The organism is Faecalimicrobium sp. JNUCC 81 (assembly GCF_053667625.1).
The window spans coordinates 2,121,037-2,140,524 of the sequence record NZ_CM132203.1 but is presented as its reverse complement, the minus strand read 5'-3'; the positions used below and the strand labels follow the sequence as shown (position 1 = coordinate 2,140,524).

Genomic DNA, 19,488 nt, shown 5'->3' with positions numbered 1-19,488 from the left:
GTAGATAAAGAGGTGAGACTCATGATAAAAAGGATATTGAATGCTTCTAAAAAACAAAAAATTATAGGGTTGTTAGTAATTATTACAACTTTAGTAGTAATCTTAACTATAGTAACACAAGCATATAAAGATAAGAATAAGGGGATGATTTCAAGTGAGACAGAGTCAAATGTTTTAGAAGTACCATCTATTAATCTTATACCGCCAAATAAAATAGATGTCAATAATAAAGAAGAATTCGACGTAGATGTTGTCTTATCGTCATTACCATCTAACATATATCCAGCGGCAAGTATTTCTATTTACTTTGATAAGGATAAATTAGAATTTACAAGAGTTAAAAAAGGTACAATGCAAGCCTATGGAGATAAATCATCTAATGGAAAAGACTTCAGTGTTCCATATTGGGAATATGATACAGAAGCTTCTAATATGAATGGTCAAATTAACACAATGTACCTAGATAAGACAGCGGGAAGATTTGCTTACAATAAAGATGGTTTTGATAACAAATCAAAAAATGTAGTTATACGATTGGGATTTAAGTTAAAAGAAGGGGTAAAACCAGGCGAAACATATCCTTTGAATATTAAAGATGTCGTATTCGCAACAATTAATGGAGACAAAGACAACACTAGTCTTTCGAGTTCAAGAAATACTTTAAAGATTAATGACTGTGAATTAGTAGTTCAAGATTAGGTACTGGAGGAATTTATTGTGAAGAGGAAAGTAAAAAAAATATTAACAAGCCTATTAACTATAATTCTAATCTCATCACTAATGGCTTGTGGTTCAAAAGAGGTTATAAAAGATAGTAAGATATCATTAAATAATGACATACCTAAAAGTGGTATTGTAGACGCTTCTATATTTGCACAATTAATGGAAAGTAAAGAAATGGCTATGTTTAATGGAAAAAATGATGAATTCACTTATCAATGGATGTTTATAGGAAGTGATATAAAAGAGCCAGAAGATATAAATTTACTGATAAATCCTACTAATAAGAATTTAGACGAAGTAAAAAAACAAAGTAAATCAGAGCTTGTTCAAGGATTTAGTTTTAATGAATCTAAAGAACTAAAATCAAAAACGGCCTTATCAATAACATTAAATAAAAAATGGAAATGTTCATCAGCTGATATATATAAATATGATGAACAAGAAAATACCGTAAAAAAAGTATATGGTACAACAGTAGAAACCTCAGATAATACAATAGTAAATTTTAGCGTAAAAGATAGGTTAGGAGAGTTTTACATAGTAGCTAGCGACCCTAAACAAGAAGCTATAGATAAGGATGAAAAAAATGGTAAGAGTGAAACAGCACAATCTGAAACATCACAATCAAAAAAATCACAATCTGAAAAAAAAGAAGAGAGCTCACTACTTAAAGAGCAATTAGGAATAAACACAGAGAAAGGAACACCTAATGAAGGAGGCAAAGATAAATATCTAACAGATCCAATTCCAGAAGGAAAACCTAAACCTATAGAATGGAATGAAGCTGGTAATAAAGTAGATAAAAGTAAGGTGGCAGGTTATTGTACATTATCTATTAGGTGTGACACATTGTTAAAGCCAGAAAATAGAAAAGTAGCTATTTCCAATGGAAAAGGAGATATGATACCTGATGATGGGGTTATATATGCTACTAAGAAGGTTAAATTCTATAAAAATGAATCAGTATTTGATGTGCTTTTACGTGAAGTTCAAGAGCGAAAAATTCATATGGAATTTTCAATGACACCTATATACAACAGTAATTATATAGAAGGAATTAATAATTTATATGAGTTTGATGGAGGAGAATTAAGTGGGTGGATGTATAAGGTAAATGGATGGTATCCAAATTACGGGTGCAGTAGATACCAATTAAAAGATAGTGATGTAATAGAGTGGGTTTATACCTGTGATTTAGGTAGAGATGTTGGATGTGAGTGGATGGGAGGAAAGAAGTAAATGTCAAATTCATTTAAATCATTTCACGCTATAGTAAATTTTTATTACTTTACAACAGTAATTTTATTTAGCATGTTTTTTATGCATCCAGTATTTTTAGTTATTTCTTTTATAAGTTCATTTATTTATTCGGTAAGTTTAAATGGTATAAAGGCAGTTAAATTTAATATTCTTTATATGATACCACTTTTAATATTTTCAGCATTAATAAATCCGGCTTTTAGTCATGCTGGAGTTACTATACTAACATATTTTAAAAATGGAAATCCGTTAACTTTAGAATCAATTGTATATGGATTAGCTGCTGCAGTTATGTTTATATCTGTGATTTTATGGTTTTCCTGTTATAATGCCGTGATGAGCTCAGACAAGTTTATATATTTATTTGGAAGAGTAATACCAGGGTTATCTCTTATTATTTCTATGGTACTAAGATTTGTGCCAAAATATAAGGCACAAATAAAGGAAATCTCTAATGCACAAAAATGTATAGGAAGAGATGTTACAAACGGAAATATAATACAAAAGGCAAGGAATGGAATAAAAATATTATCAATAATGACAACGTGGGCTTTAGAAAATGCTATAGAAACGGCAGATTCTATGAAATCTAGGGGATATGGTCTAAAAGGAAGAACCAGCTTTTCTAATTTTAGGTTTGATAATAGAGATAAGATTACATTTATTACTATGGTAATACTTACAATTATAATATTTATAGGTTCATTAAGAGGTGAGAATACAGTAGTATTTTTCCCAGCTATAAAATCAAATCCTATTACAACTTTTTCTGTAGTAGTTTATTTATCTTATTTATGCCTATGCTTAGTACCAGTATTTTTTGACATTAAGGAGGAGATAAAATGGAAGCATTTACAATTAGAGGATTAACATTTACATATCCTTTAAAAGAAAAAGAGGCACTTAAAAATATTGATTTGACTATAAATCAAGGTGAATTTGTAGTTATATGTGGAAAGTCAGGATGCGGAAAGAGTACTTTATTAAGGCATTTAAAAACTGTACTTACTCCTCATGGAAAAAGAGATGGTGAAATATATTTTAAATTAAAGCCTTTGAATAAAGTAGATACCAGAACTCAAGCATCAGAAATTGGTTATGTACTGCAAAGTCCAGAAAATCAAATTGTAACGGATAAGGTTTGGCACGAATTAGCCTTTGGTCTTGAAAGTTTAGGCTATGATAATAAAACTATAAGGCTTAGAGTTGCAGAAATGGCTAGCTTCTTTGGTATACAAACGTGGTTTATGAAAAATGTAACAGAGTTATCTGGTGGCCAAAAACAACTTTTAAATTTGGCATCTATAATGGCTATGCAACCATCAGTTTTAATATTAGATGAACCAACATCTCAATTAGATCCAATTGCAGCCAGTGACTTTTTACAGACAATAAAAAAAATCAATACAGAGTTGGGAATAACCATAATTATGACAGAGCATGATTTAGAGGAAGTATTTACTATGGCAGATAAAATAGTGGTAATGGATGATGGAGAAATTATAGCAAAAGAAAGTCCAAAAATTGTTGGAGAAAAAATAAGAAAACTAAATCATGAAATATTTACAGCAATGCCATCTCCTATTAAAATAGCATCTCAAGTAAATAATTCTTTAGAATATCCTACAAATGTAAAAGAGGGTAGACAATGGATAAATGAGTTTCTACAAAATAGCGAGATAACTTGTACAGCAGTAGAAGAAAAAGATATTAATTTAAGTAATGAATATGCAATTAGAATGAAGGATATATGGTTTAAATATGATAAAAACTCTCAAGATATTATAAAGGATTTATCATTAGATATAAATGTAGGTGAATTTTATTGTATTGTAGGAGGGAATGGCACTGGAAAAAGTACAACAGTATCTCTTATAAATGGAATCAATAAACCTTATAGAGGAAAAATTGAGATATTTGGAAAGGATATAAGAAAATTAAGTAATAAAGAAATTTTTAATAATAATATAGCTGTACTTCCTCAAAATCCACAATCATTATTTGTAAAGAAGACTGTAGAACTAGATTTATATGAAATTCTTTCTAGAAAAAAATTAAGCAAAAATGAAAAAAAAGAAAAAGTGGAAAATATAGCAAGAATTGTGGAAATAGAAAATTTACTTTCTATGCATCCATATGATCTAAGTGGAGGAGAGCAACAAAGGGCTGCATTAGCAAAGGTATTACTATTAGAACCAAAACTTTTAATATTAGATGAGCCTACTAAAGGTATTGATGCTAGTTTCAAAATAAAACTTTCTAAAATCATAGAGAAATTATTATTATCCGGTGTAACTATAGTTATGGTATCACATGATATTGAATTTTGTGCTAGTTATGCACATAGATGTGCTCTATTTTTTAATGGAAATATAGTTACGATAAATACGCCAAAGAAATTTTTCTCAGGAAATAGTTTCTACACAACTGTTGCAAATAGAATGTGTAGGCAAGTTTTTGAAAATGCTGTAACTTGTGAGGATGTGATAAATTTATGCAAGATGAATCAAAATCAAGTGAAAGAAACAGTAATAAGTTAAGCAAAAGAACAATTATAGCTACAATACTTATTTTGATAGTTATACCAGCAACTATATTTTTCGGTATATTTTTCTTAAATGATAGAAAATATTATTTTATAAGTTTTTTAATTATTATATATACTATGATTCCATTTTTTATGGTTTTTGAAAATAGAAAGCCACAAGCTAGAGAGCTAATTATAATTGCAGTATTATCAGCAATCGCTGTGGCGGGAAGAGCTGCATTTTTTATGTTACCACAGTTCAAGCCTGTGGTTGCTATTGTAATTATTTCAGGAGTGTGTTTGGGAGCAGAATCTGGTTTTTTAGTTGGAGCAGTTTCAGGTTTTGTATCAAATTTTTTCTTTGGACAAGGACCGTGGACACCTTGGCAGATGTTTTGCTTTGGAATAATTGGATTTTTAGCAGGAATTTTATTTAAAAAAGGAAGACTTAAAAAGGATATATTTCAACTATGTATATATGGTGGACTTTCAACACTACTGATATATGGAGGATTAATTAATATAGCTGCATTATTAATGTTTTCATCAAGTTTTACATTCGAGGCACTTGTAGCTACTTATGTATCGGGATTTCCTTTTGATTTAGTCCATGCAATAGCTACAGTATTCTTTTTACTTATAATTTCTCAGCCAATGATAGAAAAGATTGATAGGATTAAAATTAAATATGGTCTTATTGAACCATAAAAATTATATAAAATACACCCATTTTACTATTAAGCTAGATGGGTGTATTTTTATATGCTAAAATTAAAATAAGTATGTATTTTGGAAGAATTAGCTAAGTAATTATATTGAGAGAGTGGTTTTATATTAGGGGGGAGAAACATGAATTCGTTAATATATTTTTTAGTTGGTTTAATATCAACAACAGTAGGGGCGATATCAGGTCTTGGTGGTGGAGTTATAATAAAGCCAGTTCTTGATATTTTAGGTAATTATGATATTGCAAGTATCGGTGTTTTATCTACTTTTACTGTTTTTTCTATGTCTGTTGTATCTCTAGGAAAAAGTATAAAAAATAAAGTTAAATTAGATGGAAAAAGAACTATTAGTCTAGCAATAGGCTCTATATTAGGTGGAGTAATAGGAAAAAGTGCATTTCAAGTATTTTTAAATATATTAAATAATGATGGATTAGCACAAAAGATACAATCTGTAATTTTATTTTTACTAATGCTTGCAGTAATCATTCTTTATAGTAAGGAAGGTAAAATAAAGGGATTTAAAATAGAGAGTGTTAGCATATGCTTTATAGTAGGATTAATATTAGGAATTATTGCGTCTTTCTTAGGGATAGGTGGAGGACCGCTTAATGTAATTGTGCTTATGTACATATTAGGTATGGATGCAAAATCATCTGCTATTCATTCTATATTTATAATATTTTTCTCACAAGGTTCAAAGCTTATAACTATTTTACTTAATGAAGGATTTTTAGTATATAGTTTAGAAGTTGTAGTTTATATGATAATTGGAGGAATACTTGGAGGTTTTTTAGGAAGTGATTTTTCTAGACGTATGAAAAGGGAAGATGTTAAAAAGCTTTTTATATATTGTATGATACTTATAATGTGCTTCAATTTTTACAATATAATTAAGTAAAATACTAAAATGTTTTAATAGAACTTATGCTGCAATAAGAATTTAAATATATAAATTTTAGTGATAAAAAAGGGGGTATTTAATGTTTAGGGAAAAAGAAACTCTTGTTGATGAAGCGAGGAAAAGTAAAAAATTACCGAATGTTATTTGGGCTATAGTACTAGCATTAATATTTATGTATGGAGGGTCACTTATTGGTGGAATTGGAATACTACCAATATTTTTGGGGTTAGGTAAGATTTCATACTTTAGGTTAAATCCAGAATTACTATACTTATTAATTACGCTTATAAGCTTTGCATTTATATCATTATTAGTTTTTTTCAGAGTCGCAAAGATAGAAAAAAGAAAAATATCTTCAATTGGTTTTCATAAAAACAATGCGTTTAAAAAGTATGCTTTAGGATTTATTATAGGTTTGGTTATGATGGGGATAGTAGTATCAATACTATTTTTATTAGGCTGTGTAACTGTTGAAAAACAACCTAACCAGCCAGTAGGAATTTCTGCGATTTTACCAGTATTAATAGTATTGATAGGTTGGATAATACAAGGTGGAACTGAAGAAGTAGTTACAAGAGGTTGGCTTATGAATGTTTTAGGAGCTAGATACAATATAGCTTTAGGACTTATTATATCTTCAACTCTATTTGGATTATTACATCTAGGTAATCCGAATGTTAATTACATTGCTATTATAAATATAATATTAGTTGGATTATTTTACGGGCTATATGTTATAAAAACTAATGATTTATGGGCTGTTTGTGGAATGCATAGTGCGTGGAACTTTGCACAAGGTAATCTATTTGGATTTGAAGTAAGTGGATTAAATGTTGAAGTTGGAAGCTTACTTGATTTTAACTTAATTGGAAAAGATTTTATATCTGGAGGTTCTTTTGGACCAGAAGCAGGGCTAGGGGCTACTATTGTATTATTAGCTGGAATAGCCATTATATATTTTTTAGATAAAAAAGGTAAATTTAATAAAATATAAATTAATATATAAAGAGCTTATACATTTAGTATAAGCTCTTTTAAATAAAGCAGAATTATTAGCTAAACTAGTAAGTAGTAGCTTTTTTATTTCTATTATTAATTTTCAATAAAGAATTAAAAAATAATTTAGGTTAATCTAGCATAGTCATGTCTCCAGCTTAAGGTATTAAGTATTTATCAGGAACATTAATTTTATCAAAGTAATTCTTAGTTACAATGAATGCAGACAATAAGATTCAGATATTTTAAGATTTGATTAAATTAAAATGTATATCTATCATAGAAACCACATATGATAATTACAATATATGGAATTAATATTCCTGATAGTAAAATAAATTTATTTTGTATAGTCTTTGATTCCGTAATAATTTTTTCAGTAAATATATTAAATATACTTTTAAAAACAGTAAATGCCAAGTATCCTAACGTTGCTCCTAAAGTATTAAGTATCAAATCATCAACATCAGTTCCTCTAGTTAAAAATAATTGTGATAATTCAATAAGCAGTGAGGTGCAAAATCCAATAACTACTACTTTTTTACAAGAATTTACTTTAGTGTATATCAACGGCAGCAAAAAACCAATTGGCATAAACATTGCAATATTTCCAATAATATTAATAAAGGAATGTGTAGTTATTCCACCTCGTAACATTTCAATAATACCTTCAAATGGAATAAAAGATATTTCATTAATTCTTATGTCAAGATGAAATCCACTCATTGGAGATATACCCGTTAAGGAAAATATAATAACCATAGAAAAAGAAAACAACATAATCCCTGTATTATATAAAGAAATTTCCCTTCTATTTTTTTGTTTGGCATTTATTATTAGTATCATAATCATAATAGCCATGCTTATTAAAATATCACGTCCTAAGATTTGCATTATAATCCCTCCCAATTAAAATTAATTTTATATATTATATAATTCTGAAGTGGTAATTATATAATATCAACGTACTTTAAAATTACAAAGTAGATTTATTGAATTTGAAAGTAAAGCACATTGATTTAAGCTAGTTCAATAAATAACTAAGCAAGCTAGCAAAGCAAAAAATAAATAAAAGAACTTAAATAAGTTCTTTTATTTATTTTTATTAAATTTGAATTAAAAATTTATACTTTAAAAAGTTAATTAGTTAAGCTAAGTTTTATTTTGAATTAATAATCTGATGTGACATTTTAACTAATTCATCTTGTGATAAGTCAGAATCTGTTACTAAAAAAGAGTAGTATACTCCATCTTGTTCCCAGTTTAAAGATTGAACCTTAGAAACTTCAACATCTTCAGATCCAAAACTAAATACATATTTACCAGATGCCTCATCCTTTTTATCTTGTTCTGTCATTTCATAATCCTCTGGAACAAGCTTATTAGCATATGAATGATAATATAAATCTATATTATTATAAGTATCAACAACAACTTCATCTTTAGATCTTTCACCTAACATCTTACCTTCCATATAAAGGTTTAATTTATTATTACCTTTTTCATATGCAAAATGAAGAGATTTTGTTTTTCCTACAGAATTACCTTGTTCATCAAATCCTTCATTATTTGAAGTATAGCCATTTTCAAATATATATCCATTTTCAAATTTATCAACTAATTTTGGATTAAATCCAAAATCATTATTTATTTGCTCCACTTTAGGTATTGTAGTATAAGTTGGTATATTACTTGAAATTCCTACAGTAGAGAATAACTTTCCTGCTGCAAATGCAGTTGTTCCTAATACAAAAGTAGCTGCTAATGCAATTATAACTTTTTTCTTTAAAGTTCCATTTTTATATATTTTTATATTTCCCATTTCACCATTCTCCTCTTGATCTGGTAAGTTATTTAATGTATCACTTACCTTATTTTTAAAACTTTTAGGTGTATCTGGAAAGGTATTATTCCAATTATAATTATTCATAAATTACCTCCATATTTTCCAATTTTATTTTTAATAACTTTCGTCCCTTTGCTAACCTACTTTTTACAGTTCCAGAAGGTATTTTTAAAATCTGCTTAATTTCTTCTACTGAATATCCCTCTACATAATAAAGAACAATTGTAATACGAATGCGCTCAGGTAATTTTTTAATAGCTAAATATAATTCGCTATAATCTTTTTTGTCATCAACCTTTACAAACTCAAAGCATTCTTCATAAGATAACTTTGGGTATTCTCTGCGCTTTAAGCTATAACATTCGTTTATTAATATTCTAATTAACCATGTCTTAAAATATTTTTCTTCTTTTAATGTATGTAATTTGTCATAAGCTTTTAAAATTGCCCCCTGAACAGCATCCTCACAGTCCTGATCATAAACCAAAATTGATTTAGACACATGATATAAAGTACGTTCAGCTTTAAGAACGTTTTCTATAAATGTATTTTTATTCAACTAACTTCCTACCTTTCCATGCAAATTGTAGCGCTACTTCTTTGCCTTACATTAATTAGATGTATATATATGCAAAATGGTTCATTTAATTTTTAAATATTTAAAAATTAAAGGCCACGGTCTATATGACCATAGCCTTTAGTTTTTTATTTTCAAGATTTAATGTTTTTATAATTAGTAGCTATAATATTAAAATCATTAGTACAAGTAAAAATATAACATATATATCTACAGATAAAAATTTAAAATGTTAATTTACATATTTTTACATTTAACTCTTTTCTGTTAAAATAGTAGTTAATAAAAATAAAAGGAGAACAAAATGTCCAAAAGAAATAAACTGATAATATTTGTGGTAATTTTACTTGCATTTGCTTTAATGATGATCTTTTATAATTATAAAGATGCATCAAAATTACCTACTGTAACTGTTAAATACAATAATGAATCTATTGTTCTTAAACCGAGTACTTATGATTATGAAAATAAAACTTCTATATTTTCTATAAATAGAAAACAATCTAAGGACAATACTTTAAATTTAAAGCCAAGTTCATCTGTTAATATAATATTTAATGAAGAGCCTCATGAGTATAATTTATCTATTGAAGAAGATAAAAATAATTCATCAAATGTAAAATTTAAAGAAAGAAATCAATTTTTAACAGAAAAAAAAGAAGGGATATTTAAGTATAGCTTAAAAACTATTTCATATGATAAAGGATTTCTTGAATACGTATTTTACATAAATTTAAAATAAAATATACTTTAATAAAGGCTATAGTCCTATTTGAGACTATAGCCTTTATTAAAGTATATTTTATAAAACTTTTAAATAGGTTAAATTTCAGTAAGATATTCTTTTTTTATCGCAAGGTGTTTTGTTATAAAATTTGAAAAATGAAATACTAGTAATATTAAAAGAAGATACGGATTTTTAATATTTAAAACAGATGCACCTAGAATAAATAAAACCATAAGTAAGCATGTAATTAAACTACTTTTAAATTGAAAGTTAAAATAATCATCTTTACTAGATTCAAGTTTATTATCATCTATAAGTTTAACATCACTTATCCAAACTGATATTTTCTTATTCTTAATACACCAGAAATTATAAAATATAAAACATGGAATAAATATTACCATGAATATGATGAGACTATACATAAATAATCACCTCTCATTATTTTTATTAGGATACTTTATATAATATAAACTCTATAGAAATACATTTTCTGAGAAAAGATTTAAGATATTATATAAAAATTATAAATTAACTTGCAGTTAAATTTATTAATCAAAAGTTAACTACCTATCCATTGTTAATAGAACTTATTTAACTTATACTATAAATATATCATATTAAAGGAGTAAACTAATGGAAAAGTTAAAAATAGGGGAAGTAATAAAGTTTTTAAGAAAAAATAAAAATATAACTCAGGAACAATTAGCAAATTTAATAGGGGTATCAACACCTGCAGTATCTAAATGGGAAAGTGGTACAAGTTATCCAGATATAACAGTATTGCCTATACTTGCAAATTATTTTGAAGTTACAATAGATGAATTATTAAACTATAAAAATGAATTAAGTAAAGAAGAAATTGAAGAAATATTTAAAGAATGTGAAGATTTAATATCACAAGAAAAGATAGATGAAAGTATAAATTTATGTGAAAAGTATATAAGAAAATATCCATCTAATTATGAATTAAAGTTTAATTTAAGTGCCATATACACTTTAGCTGCTGTAAGAAGTGCAGATGATAAAGATAAGTATAATAATATAATATCTAGAACTATAGAAATACTATTGGATATAGTTGATAATACAAAGGATATGAAAGAGAAAGAAGGTTCTCTTATACAATTGAGTAGCCAATATATGTTAATGAATCAACCAGATAAAGCAGAAGAAGTTTTGAAAGAAATATATAAGCCAACATATGACCCTAATGGTATGTTGTCAATTATATATCTTAGTCAAGGTAAGGTAGAAGAATCTAAAAAACTAATGCAAGAAATTTTATACAATGCCTTAATTGAAGCTAAAACTTCTTGTATGTCACTGGCAATGTCAGATTACAATTATAAAGATGATATGGATGAAGAAGATATAGATTTTGAAAAAGCAAAAAATTACTATGAATTAGCTTTAGGTATTGAAAAATTAACTCCAGAAATGAATATGACGCATACAATATATTCTCAATTAGCTCATATGTATATGAAAAAGAAAGATAGTGAAAACTCTATTAAATCTTTAAGAAAAATGCTTGATTACCTAAGGGATGTAAATATTAATAATCGTATGAAAATTAATGATATATGGTATTTTGATAAGATGGAAGAGAAAGCAATAAAAATGAAAACTAATTTATATGAGCATTTGATAATATCTTTAAAAGAAGGATTTAGTAATTTTAAAGAGAATAAAGAATTTAAAGCGATTATTGAGGAATTAGAAGTATTAAGTGAGAAAAATAAAATTTAAAACAAGGGGGAACTATGTTATTTATTGATGATAAAAAATCAAATTTGATAAGTAAAGTAATTATAATTATGACCGTAGTTATTAACATAGGGGCATTTTTTATATTACCAAATCAAATATTTGTTCAGATAAATAAACCACACACAATGTCAAAGATAATTGTATTAGCTATGATACCGATACTTCAAATTTTAATATTTAACATAGGAAAGGAAAGAAGTGAATTAGGCATAAATATGATAGCTTTAATAATTATGCTTGTTGCTGATATAGCTGTAATAGGCATGAATTTGTTATAAAGAGGGAGACACAATGAGAGATATAATCAATTTTTTACTAGGAATGGGATTTATATTTTTACTAGGAGTTTCATTTTCTCTATTTGATTACATGAACAAAATGAAATTCATAAAACAAAATATATTAAACAATTATGGAAAAGAAATAGATTTAGAAGATATTAAATATAAAATGGTAAGTGTTTCAAGTTATTTTGAGAATAAAAAGATAAACGAGTGTGTAGATGATATAACTTGGAATGATTTAAGTATGGATGATATATATAAGACAATAAATAATACTCAAAGTAGTGCAGGTCGTGATGTATTGTATACTATCCTTAGATGTCCATTATATGATAAAGAAGCTTTATTAAAAAGAGATAAAGTTATAGAATACTTTAGAAATAATGAAGAAAAAAGAAGAGAGATACAATATATACTAGGAAAACTTGGGGAAAGTAAAGAACTATATACTACAAACTGCTTATTTAATGAAATGGATGATAGTAAGAGTAAATTATTCAGATATAAAATTCTTTCATATATTCCTTGGATAAGTATATTATTATCACTTTTAAATGGATATTTTTTAATTTTACTTATAGCAAGTATAGGAGTTAATATATGGATTAGTTATAATGATAAACAATATAACTACAATATAGACGGTTTTACTTACATAATATCAGTAGTAAGAGCTGCAAGTAAGATAAAAGAATTAAATATAGCTGATATTGATGAAAATTTAGACGACATATCTGCTAGATTAGAAAAGGTTAAAAAAATTAGAAATAAATCAATAGATGGAAGCTCTAAAATAATTAATTCGGATGTTAATGTACTTAGTGAATATATTAACATGATAACTTTAAAAGAATTAAAAAACTATGAGAAAGTCAAAAATACTGTTATAAAAAATTCTAAAGATTTTAAAGTAATATATGATTATGTAGGGGCTGTTGATGCATTAATAGGTGTTGCATCATTTAGAGATAGTTTAGATTATTACTCTAAACCAAATTTAATCAAAAGTACGTGTAAAGAAGAAAATAAAATAGAATTTGTAGATATATACCATCCACTAATAAAAAATCCTATTGCAAACAGTGGTATGTTTAATAAAAGTGTACTTCTTACAGGTTCTAATGCATCTGGTAAATCAACATTTATAAAGACTGTAGCAATAAATGCAATATTATCTCAAACAATATTTACATCTTGCGCTAGGGAGTATAGTTCTTCGTTCTTTAATATATATACTTCAATGGCCCTAAAGGATGATATATTTAGCAGTGAGAGTTACTATATAGTTGAAATAAAATCTTTAAAAAGAATAATAGATAGTGTAAATGATGATATACCTTGTTTATGTTTTGTAGATGAAATATTAAGGGGAACTAATACAGTAGAGAGAATAGCATCATCAGCTGAAGTTCTTTCACATTTAGAAAAAAGTAATACTGTTTGTTTTGCAGCAACTCATGATATAGAATTAACTCATTTACTAGAAGATAAATTTGATAATTATCATTTTGAAGAAACTATAACTGATAATGATATAGAGTTTGATTATAAACTTCATAAGGGAAGAGCTCAAACTAGAAATGCTATAAAACTATTAGGTTTTATGGAATATGATAAGGATATAGTTCAAAAAGCTGATAATAGAGCTAAAGCATTCTTAGAAACTGGAAAATGGTAGTTAATGGAGAAATAAAAAGGCTATATTCTAACATTAGAATATAGCCTTTATGATTAATATTAGTAATTAAATATTGTAATAAAAACTACACTTAAGGCTTATATACTTAAAAATATTTGTCTTAAGTGTAGTTTATTTTTTAAAGAATATGATTGAGGTGTTACAATACTTTATAAAAATGATATTAATTAGTTTCGCAAGCTGGATAACCCATTAATATACTTTCTAATTCTTCCTCATTTAAAAATATGATATTTTGATTATATACGTTATTATATCTAACTGCTGTTCTTAATTTTGATGACATTTGAGATGAATCAAGTTTGTCTATATTAGGTGTATTAGTAATTAATATATCAGTTTTTCTTGTAACTGAATCTTTAGCTATACCACCTAGAGAAGAAATTAGAAGTTTAGCCTCATGCCTTTCCATACAGCTTAGAGAACCTGTAAAAGAAATAACTTTACCTTTAAAATAATCTGAATCTGAGTTAAATAGTGGATTAACCTCATTTCCATTATAAGTGCTTGATTTAGATGAAGTCATACCAATATGAAGTTTACTGCATGGAGTATATGAGTTTTTACCAAGTGAACCTAATTTAAATCCTACTAGCTTTGATATATCATATATATTATCTAAGCTTAATTCTTTTGATATTTCAAGCAAAATATTAGCACATGCGCTAGCATCTTCTGAGGCATGATGGTGTTTAAATTTATATCCTAAGTGCTTATTTACAGTACTAAGTTTAAAGTTATTTAAATAATTATATAATATTCTAGAAGATACTAAGGTACAAGCGTAGTCAAATACAGGATATTCTATAGAGTATTTATCTAAAGTATTTCTAAGTACTGATATATCAAATGAAGCATTATGAGCAATTACTAATTGTCCTTCCAAGTATGGTTTTATTTGTGGCCACAATTCATCAAATTCTTTTTCGTTGATAACATCGGCTTCTCTAATACCATGAACTTGTATATTTCTATTATCAAATATAAAAGGATCAGGCTTAATTAACCAATATTTTTCTTCAACTATCTTACTATTTTTTACAACTGTAATACCTAAAGAACAAGCTGATGCACGAAATGCATTGCTTGTCTCAAAATCTATTGAAACAAAATCCATAAAACTATTTTCCCTTCGTTATTTATATATTAATTATATATTAGTTTGTTAAAATTTAAAATTGGAGTTTATTAAAAAGATTATAGATATATTATTATTGTTTTGAAGATTATAATTAATGAATTTTTTGAATTTATAGATTTTTATTTATATAAAGGATACAATTACTATAGATTATAATATGATTAGAGGTGGATATGATTAAAGATTCAGTAATACTAATGAGCTACTTAGCAATGATACTTATGGGTGGAGTAGGTGCACTATTATCTAAATTTTTATCAGATAAGATTATGTCTTTAGATGAGCGAAGATTTTTTATAGAAGATAAAAGTGAATATATAAAAATAAAAAGAAAACAACTTAAAATGCTTGGATTATATTATATATTAATCGGAATATTGTTTTTAACTATTATAAAAAGTCAAATTATTATTATGATACTTTCATTTTTAATGCCAGGAGTAATAATAGGTAAGATGGAGCATAAATTAAAGCAGTTATATAAAGTGATTTAATAGTTTAATATAGATAAATTAAAGAAGTTTTATTGTAATTATGAAGGGATTTGATAATAGATGGCTTATAAGATTGGGAATCGTAAGAAAAGATAGTAATGAATTGATTGGATCTATAGCACTACATCATTTTGACTATGAAAAAAATAAGCTAGAAATCGGATATAATTTAAAGCAAGTTTATTGGAAAAAGAGATAATAAACTAGATATTTATGGGGGGGGATATAATGAAAGAGTGGCAAAAAAATAGAATTGAATCAGCTAAAAATGGAACAAATCCAATGTTAATGATTGAGACTAATGGTGGATTTGCTGTTTTTGGAGATACACAATTTCTACCTGGATATTGCGTATTATTACCTAAAAAAAATGTGTTTTCTTTGAATGATTTATCTTTAAAGGAAAGAGAGACTTTTTTAGTTGATCTGAGTATATTGGGGGATGCAATTATTGAAGTATGTAATCCGATTAGAATTAATTATGATGTTTTGGGTAATACTGATAAATTCTTACATGGACATGTATTTCCACGATATGAATGGGAAAGTGAAGAAAGGAAGAAAAAGCCAGTATGGTTATATGATGAATCTAACTGGTTTGATTCTGAAAAATTGTATAATGAATGTAAACATAAAGAAATAAGAAAAAAAATTACACAATATTTGAAAAACTATTATCAAATATAATTTTAATAAATTGAAAACTATTTATAGATTATTACAAAGTTAGCTAACATAACCTGTATTTATAATTATATATCTAAATAATCTAGACATTAATATTTTAAAGTTCTTATTATCAATTTTTAATTAGACTTTTATTGTTGTCCTTAAAGTCAACAGAAACAACATGATAGTCTATATCTGACTTACTTGCTGTAAAAAATAAAAAAGAGTTATCTCAAGTATTATATATAATACTTGAGATAACTCTTATTAAATTTAATCTAAAATGCGCATTCTATAAGGTTAATATTTCTATATTCTACAGCCATTGGTATAAATCTAACTCTACCAGATTCGCAAGCTATTCTAAATCCTTGAATACTCCTACGATCAGCTCTATCTACTATCAAGAAGAAATTAGAAGGATTAAAACCTCTTCTCATTTCTATCCTAACTATTGCCATTCTCCTACAGTTATTTATAGTAAATTGACCACCACCAGGTGATATAAAAGGAGTAGGAGATTGCCCACCACCAGGTGATATAAAAGGAGTAGGAGATTGCCCACCACTAGGTGATATAAAAGGAGGGTCATTATCCTCTTCTGAATAGTTATCATCATCGTCAAATTCATCATAATTTTCGTAATCTTCAAAAGGCATAGAAGGCGCAAATAAGTTAGCAACTTCTACGTATTCATTTGTAATATCCGCATTAGGATATGCATTTTGTAACTCTCTAATATATACAGCCATAAACTTATAATAATTGTCCCAATACTCTTGCCAATAATTTCTTTCCATTGCTGATTCCCCTTTTTATGATATAAATATTGTTCTATATATCATATGTAAATATTAAGAGATGGTTCTTACTTATATAAAATAATTTACCTTAAAAAATATAACAATAAAAAATATATAGATTATAAAATTATAAAACTCATACCCTTAGAATATAGTCTTTAGTTTGTATTTTTAATTATGCTATGGACCTTAGTTAGAAGATATCATAATAACTAAAATAAGCTTAATACTAACATTTCAAAGTTTTTATTATCAATTTTAATCAAACTTTTATTTCATCATTAAATTCAACATAAACTACGCGATAATATATATCTGACTTGATGGCTGTAAACCCAGCTAATAGGCCTAATATAACCATAAATAAAAATCCTAGAATAGTTCTAACTACAACATCTGTAATGTTTCTCTTGTATCCGATATACTTTACTTCATAACGGCTTACCATATCTTTAGAAAGATCCATATTATTCTTAGAAGATTGAAATACTAAATTTGACGTATCGTCAGAGATAGATATAGTATGATTACTGTATTCCCCTTTAATTACTACATTGTTCATTGTACAATCTCCCTAATAAATACATATATAATTTATATTATCATATATTTTAGGGATGTACTAAAATCTTTTATTAATATATTTAAGTATTGATAAAGCATGTCATTTATATTAAATATATTGCACAAGATGAACGATAGAATCAAAAGAGGTGATTAAATGGAATTTCAATTACTAGAAACGGCTAGATTATATCTAAGACAAATAAGTCAATATGATGCAGTTGATATGTTTGAATACCTATCAAATTATACAGTAACTAGAAACTTAGGTAGAGAACCATTAAATAGTATAAGAGAATCATATGAAATAATTGCTAATCTAGAATACGATTATAATGATAGTAGAGGTATGAGATGGGCAATGGTACACAAAAATAATAATAAATTAATTGGAACTATAGGATATGATTTACTAGATACAAAAAATAAAAGAGCAGAGATAGGATATGATCTAAACCAGTATTATTGGAATCAAGGATTCACGACAGAAGCTATAAGTGAAGTAATAAAATTTGGGTTTGAGCAATTAGATATAAATAGAATTAGCGCAGTAGTATTTTTGGAAAATAAAGCATCTATTAAATTACTTGAAAAGTCAGGATTTAAAAAAGAGGGTATATTAAGAGACTATATTATACAAGATTACTTTCCTAAAGATGTAGAAGTATTATCTTTATTAAAAAGAGAATATTATATAGAGTCGAATAATTATTAATTTTAAGAAAAACGTACAAAAAGAATTATTTTGTAAAAGAGTGACATTTTTCGTTTAATTACATAGCTTGTATTAAGCGAGTAAAATCGCTTAATACAAGGAGATGATAATATGCTTTGTCGTTGCAGAGGTTGTAATAGATTATTTTTCCGTTTTAGAATCTGCAGAAGATGTGGATGTTGTTGCAGATGCTGTAGATGTAGATAGTATTATTTAGATAAATATATCTAGCTTTGATTTAAAAGGAGTTGCCTCAAAGTGATTTAATAATCATTTTAAGAGGCAACTTTTTTATATGCTTATTATTCTTGACAGTGTAACAATGTTTTGCTACTATAAATATATTAAATAAAACATTGTTATGAAAGGAGTTAATATGAATAATAAATTACACTCTATAAGATTAGACGGAGTAGGACGAAGTGGTGGCGGAAAATTTGAAGATATAAATATATCAGGTGTTTATTCAATTGATGGAGATTTAAAATGCAATAAATTTGATGTCTCGGGAGTTGCAACTATTGAAAAAAATATACATTGTGAAGAGTTTATAGTATCAGGAGTACTAAAGAGTAGTGAATCATTAGAAGCACGAAATATAAATGTATCGGGAGTTGCAACCATTGAAAAAAATATAAAATCTCAAAATATTTCAGGAGAAGGTTGTATAAAGGTAAAAGAAGATATTGAAAGCGAGAAAATAGACATAGAAGGTAATATTAGATGTGATGGTCTTATAAATTGTGAAGATTTTTATTTATTTGCAGTAGGAGAATCAAAAATTGGTGAAATAGGTGCAACTAATATTGAAATATATGGTGAAGAAAACTCTAAGAATATATTTAAAGTATTTGTACCTAAAAAAATTAAAAACAACAAAGCATATATTAAAGTAATTGAAGGTGACAATATAAAGTTATCAGACTGCGAGGTTGATATAGTAAGAGGTAAAAACATAGTTATAGGTGAAAACTGTAAAATAAACACAATAGAATATAGTGAAAGTATTGATATAAATGAATTATCAAAAGTTGATAATGTAAATAAAATATAGGAGGAAA

At 26.5% G+C, this 19,488-nt stretch carries 23 protein-coding genes; 16 read left to right on the top strand and 7 right to left on the bottom strand.

Annotated features, from left to right (window positions below; genetic code table 11):
- Nucleotides 1-21: 21 nt before the first annotated feature.
- The 7 genes from JNUCC81_RS10615 (at nt 22) to JNUCC81_RS10585 (ending at nt 7,133) form a co-directional block, all read left to right on the top strand.
- Complete coding sequence (locus tag JNUCC81_RS10615; RefSeq protein WP_454093444.1) at nt 22-699, top strand: hypothetical protein; 678 nt, start codon at nt 22-24, stop codon at nt 697-699.
- 18 nt (nt 700-717) lie between these two features.
- A complete protein-coding gene (locus JNUCC81_RS10610; RefSeq protein ID WP_454093443.1) occupies nt 718-1,962 on the top strand; it encodes a DUF4430 domain-containing protein in 1,245 nt (414 codons plus the stop codon).
- Complete coding sequence (locus tag JNUCC81_RS10605) at nt 1,963-2,853, top strand: energy-coupling factor transporter transmembrane component T (RefSeq protein WP_454093442.1); 891 nt, start codon at nt 1,963-1,965, stop codon at nt 2,851-2,853.
- Nucleotides 2,826-4,523 carry an ABC transporter ATP-binding protein gene (locus JNUCC81_RS10600; RefSeq protein WP_454093441.1) on the top strand — a complete coding sequence of 566 codons (1,698 nt, stop codon included), beginning with the start codon at nt 2,826-2,828 and terminating at the stop codon, nt 4,521-4,523. The genes JNUCC81_RS10605 and JNUCC81_RS10600 overlap by 28 nt, the downstream gene beginning before the upstream one ends.
- Nucleotides 4,478-5,218 (top strand): ECF transporter S component, encoded by a 741-nt coding sequence (locus JNUCC81_RS10595; RefSeq protein WP_454093440.1) that lies wholly within the window; start codon nt 4,478-4,480, stop codon nt 5,216-5,218. Before JNUCC81_RS10600 ends, JNUCC81_RS10595 begins: the two co-directional genes overlap by 46 nt.
- 141 nt (nt 5,219-5,359) lie before the next feature.
- The gene (locus JNUCC81_RS10590) at nt 5,360-6,136 is read left to right on the top strand and encodes a sulfite exporter TauE/SafE family protein (RefSeq protein ID WP_454093439.1); all 777 of its coding nucleotides are present in this window, start codon (nt 5,360-5,362) and stop codon (nt 6,134-6,136) included.
- 82 nt (nt 6,137-6,218) lie between these two features.
- Entirely contained in the window at nt 6,219-7,133 is a 915-nt protein-coding gene (locus JNUCC81_RS10585) for a CPBP family intramembrane glutamic endopeptidase (protein ID WP_454093438.1), read from the top strand.
- A gap of 263 nt (nt 7,134-7,396) precedes the next feature.
- On the opposite strand, the gene JNUCC81_RS10580 is transcribed toward JNUCC81_RS10585, so the two are convergent.
- The 3 genes from JNUCC81_RS10580 to JNUCC81_RS10570 form a co-directional block, all read right to left on the bottom strand.
- Nucleotides 7,397-8,029: a VanZ family protein gene (locus tag JNUCC81_RS10580; protein ID WP_454093437.1), complete on the bottom strand. Its 633-nt coding sequence runs from the start codon at nt 8,027-8,029 to the stop codon at nt 7,397-7,399.
- 265 nt (nt 8,030-8,294) lie between these two features.
- Entirely contained in the window at nt 8,295-9,065 is a 771-nt protein-coding gene (locus tag JNUCC81_RS10575; RefSeq protein ID WP_454093436.1) for a hypothetical protein, read from the bottom strand.
- Nucleotides 9,058-9,540: an RNA polymerase sigma factor gene (locus JNUCC81_RS10570; protein WP_454093435.1), complete on the bottom strand. Its 483-nt coding sequence runs from the start codon at nt 9,538-9,540 to the stop codon at nt 9,058-9,060. The genes JNUCC81_RS10575 and JNUCC81_RS10570 overlap by 8 nt, the downstream gene beginning before the upstream one ends.
- Before the next feature lie 322 nt (nt 9,541-9,862).
- On the opposite strand from JNUCC81_RS10570, the gene JNUCC81_RS10565 reads away from it, so the two are divergent.
- Entirely contained in the window at nt 9,863-10,300 is a 438-nt protein-coding gene (locus tag JNUCC81_RS10565) for a hypothetical protein (RefSeq protein ID WP_454093434.1), read from the top strand.
- A gap of 80 nt (nt 10,301-10,380) precedes the next feature.
- On the opposite strand, the gene JNUCC81_RS10560 is transcribed toward JNUCC81_RS10565, so the two are convergent.
- Nucleotides 10,381-10,710, bottom strand: coding sequence for a hypothetical protein (locus tag JNUCC81_RS10560; RefSeq protein ID WP_208333522.1), 330 nt, complete (start codon nt 10,708-10,710; stop codon nt 10,381-10,383).
- 211 nt (nt 10,711-10,921) lie between these two features.
- Between JNUCC81_RS10560 and JNUCC81_RS10555 the strand changes: the two genes are divergently transcribed.
- The 3 genes from JNUCC81_RS10555 to JNUCC81_RS10545 are packed head-to-tail and all read left to right on the top strand — an operon-like array spanning nt 10,922 to nt 14,020.
- The gene (locus JNUCC81_RS10555; protein WP_454093433.1) at nt 10,922-12,037 is read left to right on the top strand and encodes a helix-turn-helix domain-containing protein; all 1,116 of its coding nucleotides are present in this window, start codon (nt 10,922-10,924) and stop codon (nt 12,035-12,037) included.
- A 14-nt stretch (nt 12,038-12,051) separates the two neighbouring features.
- Nucleotides 12,052-12,336 carry a hypothetical protein gene (locus JNUCC81_RS10550; RefSeq protein ID WP_454093432.1) on the top strand — a complete coding sequence of 95 codons (285 nt, stop codon included), beginning with the start codon at nt 12,052-12,054 and terminating at the stop codon, nt 12,334-12,336.
- Nucleotides 12,337-12,349: 13 nt separating this feature from the next.
- Nucleotides 12,350-14,020, top strand: a complete 1,671-nt coding sequence (locus JNUCC81_RS10545) for a MutS-related protein (protein WP_454093431.1) — start codon at nt 12,350-12,352, stop codon at nt 14,018-14,020.
- A 184-nt stretch (nt 14,021-14,204) separates the two neighbouring features.
- Here JNUCC81_RS10545 and JNUCC81_RS10540 read toward each other — a convergent pair whose 3' ends face one another.
- Complete coding sequence (locus tag JNUCC81_RS10540) at nt 14,205-15,158, bottom strand: exonuclease domain-containing protein (protein ID WP_454093430.1); 954 nt, start codon at nt 15,156-15,158, stop codon at nt 14,205-14,207.
- Between the two features lie 197 nt (nt 15,159-15,355).
- Between JNUCC81_RS10540 and JNUCC81_RS10535 the strand changes: the two genes are divergently transcribed.
- From JNUCC81_RS10535 to JNUCC81_RS10525, 3 genes are read left to right on the top strand one after another with little or no spacing between them, the layout of a single operon-like run.
- The gene (locus tag JNUCC81_RS10535; protein WP_454093429.1) at nt 15,356-15,676 is read left to right on the top strand and encodes a hypothetical protein; all 321 of its coding nucleotides are present in this window, start codon (nt 15,356-15,358) and stop codon (nt 15,674-15,676) included.
- 40 nt (nt 15,677-15,716) lie between these two features.
- A complete protein-coding gene (locus JNUCC81_RS10530; protein ID WP_454093428.1) occupies nt 15,717-15,875 on the top strand; it encodes a GNAT family N-acetyltransferase in 159 nt (52 codons plus the stop codon).
- Nucleotides 15,876-15,904: 29 nt separating this feature from the next.
- A complete protein-coding gene (locus JNUCC81_RS10525) occupies nt 15,905-16,363 on the top strand; it encodes an HIT family protein (protein ID WP_454093427.1) in 459 nt (152 codons plus the stop codon).
- A gap of 260 nt (nt 16,364-16,623) precedes the next feature.
- Here the strand turns inward: JNUCC81_RS10525 and JNUCC81_RS10520 are convergent, their stop codons facing one another.
- Together JNUCC81_RS10520 and JNUCC81_RS10515 are read right to left on the bottom strand one after the other, a co-directional pair.
- Nucleotides 16,624-17,145 (bottom strand): hypothetical protein, encoded by a 522-nt coding sequence (locus JNUCC81_RS10520; RefSeq protein WP_454093426.1) that lies wholly within the window; start codon nt 17,143-17,145, stop codon nt 16,624-16,626.
- 265 nt (nt 17,146-17,410) lie between these two features.
- A complete protein-coding gene (locus JNUCC81_RS10515; protein ID WP_454093425.1) occupies nt 17,411-17,710 on the bottom strand; it encodes a hypothetical protein in 300 nt (99 codons plus the stop codon).
- Nucleotides 17,711-17,869: 159 nt separating this feature from the next.
- Between JNUCC81_RS10515 and JNUCC81_RS10510 the strand changes: the two genes are divergently transcribed.
- Nucleotides 17,870-18,427 (top strand): GNAT family N-acetyltransferase, encoded by a 558-nt coding sequence (locus JNUCC81_RS10510; RefSeq protein ID WP_454093424.1) that lies wholly within the window; start codon nt 17,870-17,872, stop codon nt 18,425-18,427.
- Nucleotides 18,428-18,803: 376 nt separating this feature from the next.
- Nucleotides 18,804-19,481, top strand: a complete 678-nt coding sequence (locus tag JNUCC81_RS10505; protein ID WP_454093423.1) for a hypothetical protein — start codon at nt 18,804-18,806, stop codon at nt 19,479-19,481.
- Nucleotides 19,482-19,488 lie beyond the last annotated feature (7 nt).

Coding starts and splice junctions, on each gene's coding strand:
- JNUCC81_RS10615 (WP_454093444.1), top strand. CDS start 22: ATGATAAAAAGGATATTGAATGCTTCTAAAAAACAAAAAATTATAGGG.
- JNUCC81_RS10605 (WP_454093442.1), top strand. CDS start 1,963: ATGTCAAATTCATTTAAATCATTTCACGCTATAGTAAATTTTTATTAC.
- JNUCC81_RS10600 (WP_454093441.1), top strand. CDS start 2,826: ATGGAAGCATTTACAATTAGAGGATTAACATTTACATATCCTTTAAAA.
- JNUCC81_RS10595 (WP_454093440.1), top strand. CDS start 4,478: ATGCAAGATGAATCAAAATCAAGTGAAAGAAACAGTAATAAGTTAAGC.
- JNUCC81_RS10590 (WP_454093439.1), top strand. CDS start 5,360: ATGAATTCGTTAATATATTTTTTAGTTGGTTTAATATCAACAACAGTA.
- JNUCC81_RS10585 (WP_454093438.1), top strand. CDS start 6,219: ATGTTTAGGGAAAAAGAAACTCTTGTTGATGAAGCGAGGAAAAGTAAA.
- JNUCC81_RS10580 (WP_454093437.1), bottom strand. CDS start 8,029: ATGCAAATCTTAGGACGTGATATTTTAATAAGCATGGCTATTATGATT.
- JNUCC81_RS10575 (WP_454093436.1), bottom strand. CDS start 9,065: ATGAATAATTATAATTGGAATAATACCTTTCCAGATACACCTAAAAGT.
- JNUCC81_RS10565 (WP_454093434.1), top strand. CDS start 9,863: ATGTCCAAAAGAAATAAACTGATAATATTTGTGGTAATTTTACTTGCA.
- JNUCC81_RS10560 (WP_208333522.1), bottom strand. CDS start 10,710: ATGTATAGTCTCATCATATTCATGGTAATATTTATTCCATGTTTTATA.
- JNUCC81_RS10555 (WP_454093433.1), top strand. CDS start 10,922: ATGGAAAAGTTAAAAATAGGGGAAGTAATAAAGTTTTTAAGAAAAAAT.
- JNUCC81_RS10550 (WP_454093432.1), top strand. CDS start 12,052: ATGTTATTTATTGATGATAAAAAATCAAATTTGATAAGTAAAGTAATT.
- JNUCC81_RS10545 (WP_454093431.1), top strand. CDS start 12,350: ATGAGAGATATAATCAATTTTTTACTAGGAATGGGATTTATATTTTTA.
- JNUCC81_RS10540 (WP_454093430.1), bottom strand. CDS start 15,158: ATGGATTTTGTTTCAATAGATTTTGAGACAAGCAATGCATTTCGTGCA.
- JNUCC81_RS10535 (WP_454093429.1), top strand. CDS start 15,356: ATGATTAAAGATTCAGTAATACTAATGAGCTACTTAGCAATGATACTT.
- JNUCC81_RS10530 (WP_454093428.1), top strand. CDS start 15,717: ATGAAGGGATTTGATAATAGATGGCTTATAAGATTGGGAATCGTAAGA.
- JNUCC81_RS10525 (WP_454093427.1), top strand. CDS start 15,905: ATGAAAGAGTGGCAAAAAAATAGAATTGAATCAGCTAAAAATGGAACA.
- JNUCC81_RS10520 (WP_454093426.1), bottom strand. CDS start 17,145: ATGGAAAGAAATTATTGGCAAGAGTATTGGGACAATTATTATAAGTTT.
- JNUCC81_RS10515 (WP_454093425.1), bottom strand. CDS start 17,710: ATGAACAATGTAGTAATTAAAGGGGAATACAGTAATCATACTATATCT.
- JNUCC81_RS10510 (WP_454093424.1), top strand. CDS start 17,870: ATGGAATTTCAATTACTAGAAACGGCTAGATTATATCTAAGACAAATA.
- JNUCC81_RS10505 (WP_454093423.1), top strand. CDS start 18,804: ATGAATAATAAATTACACTCTATAAGATTAGACGGAGTAGGACGAAGT.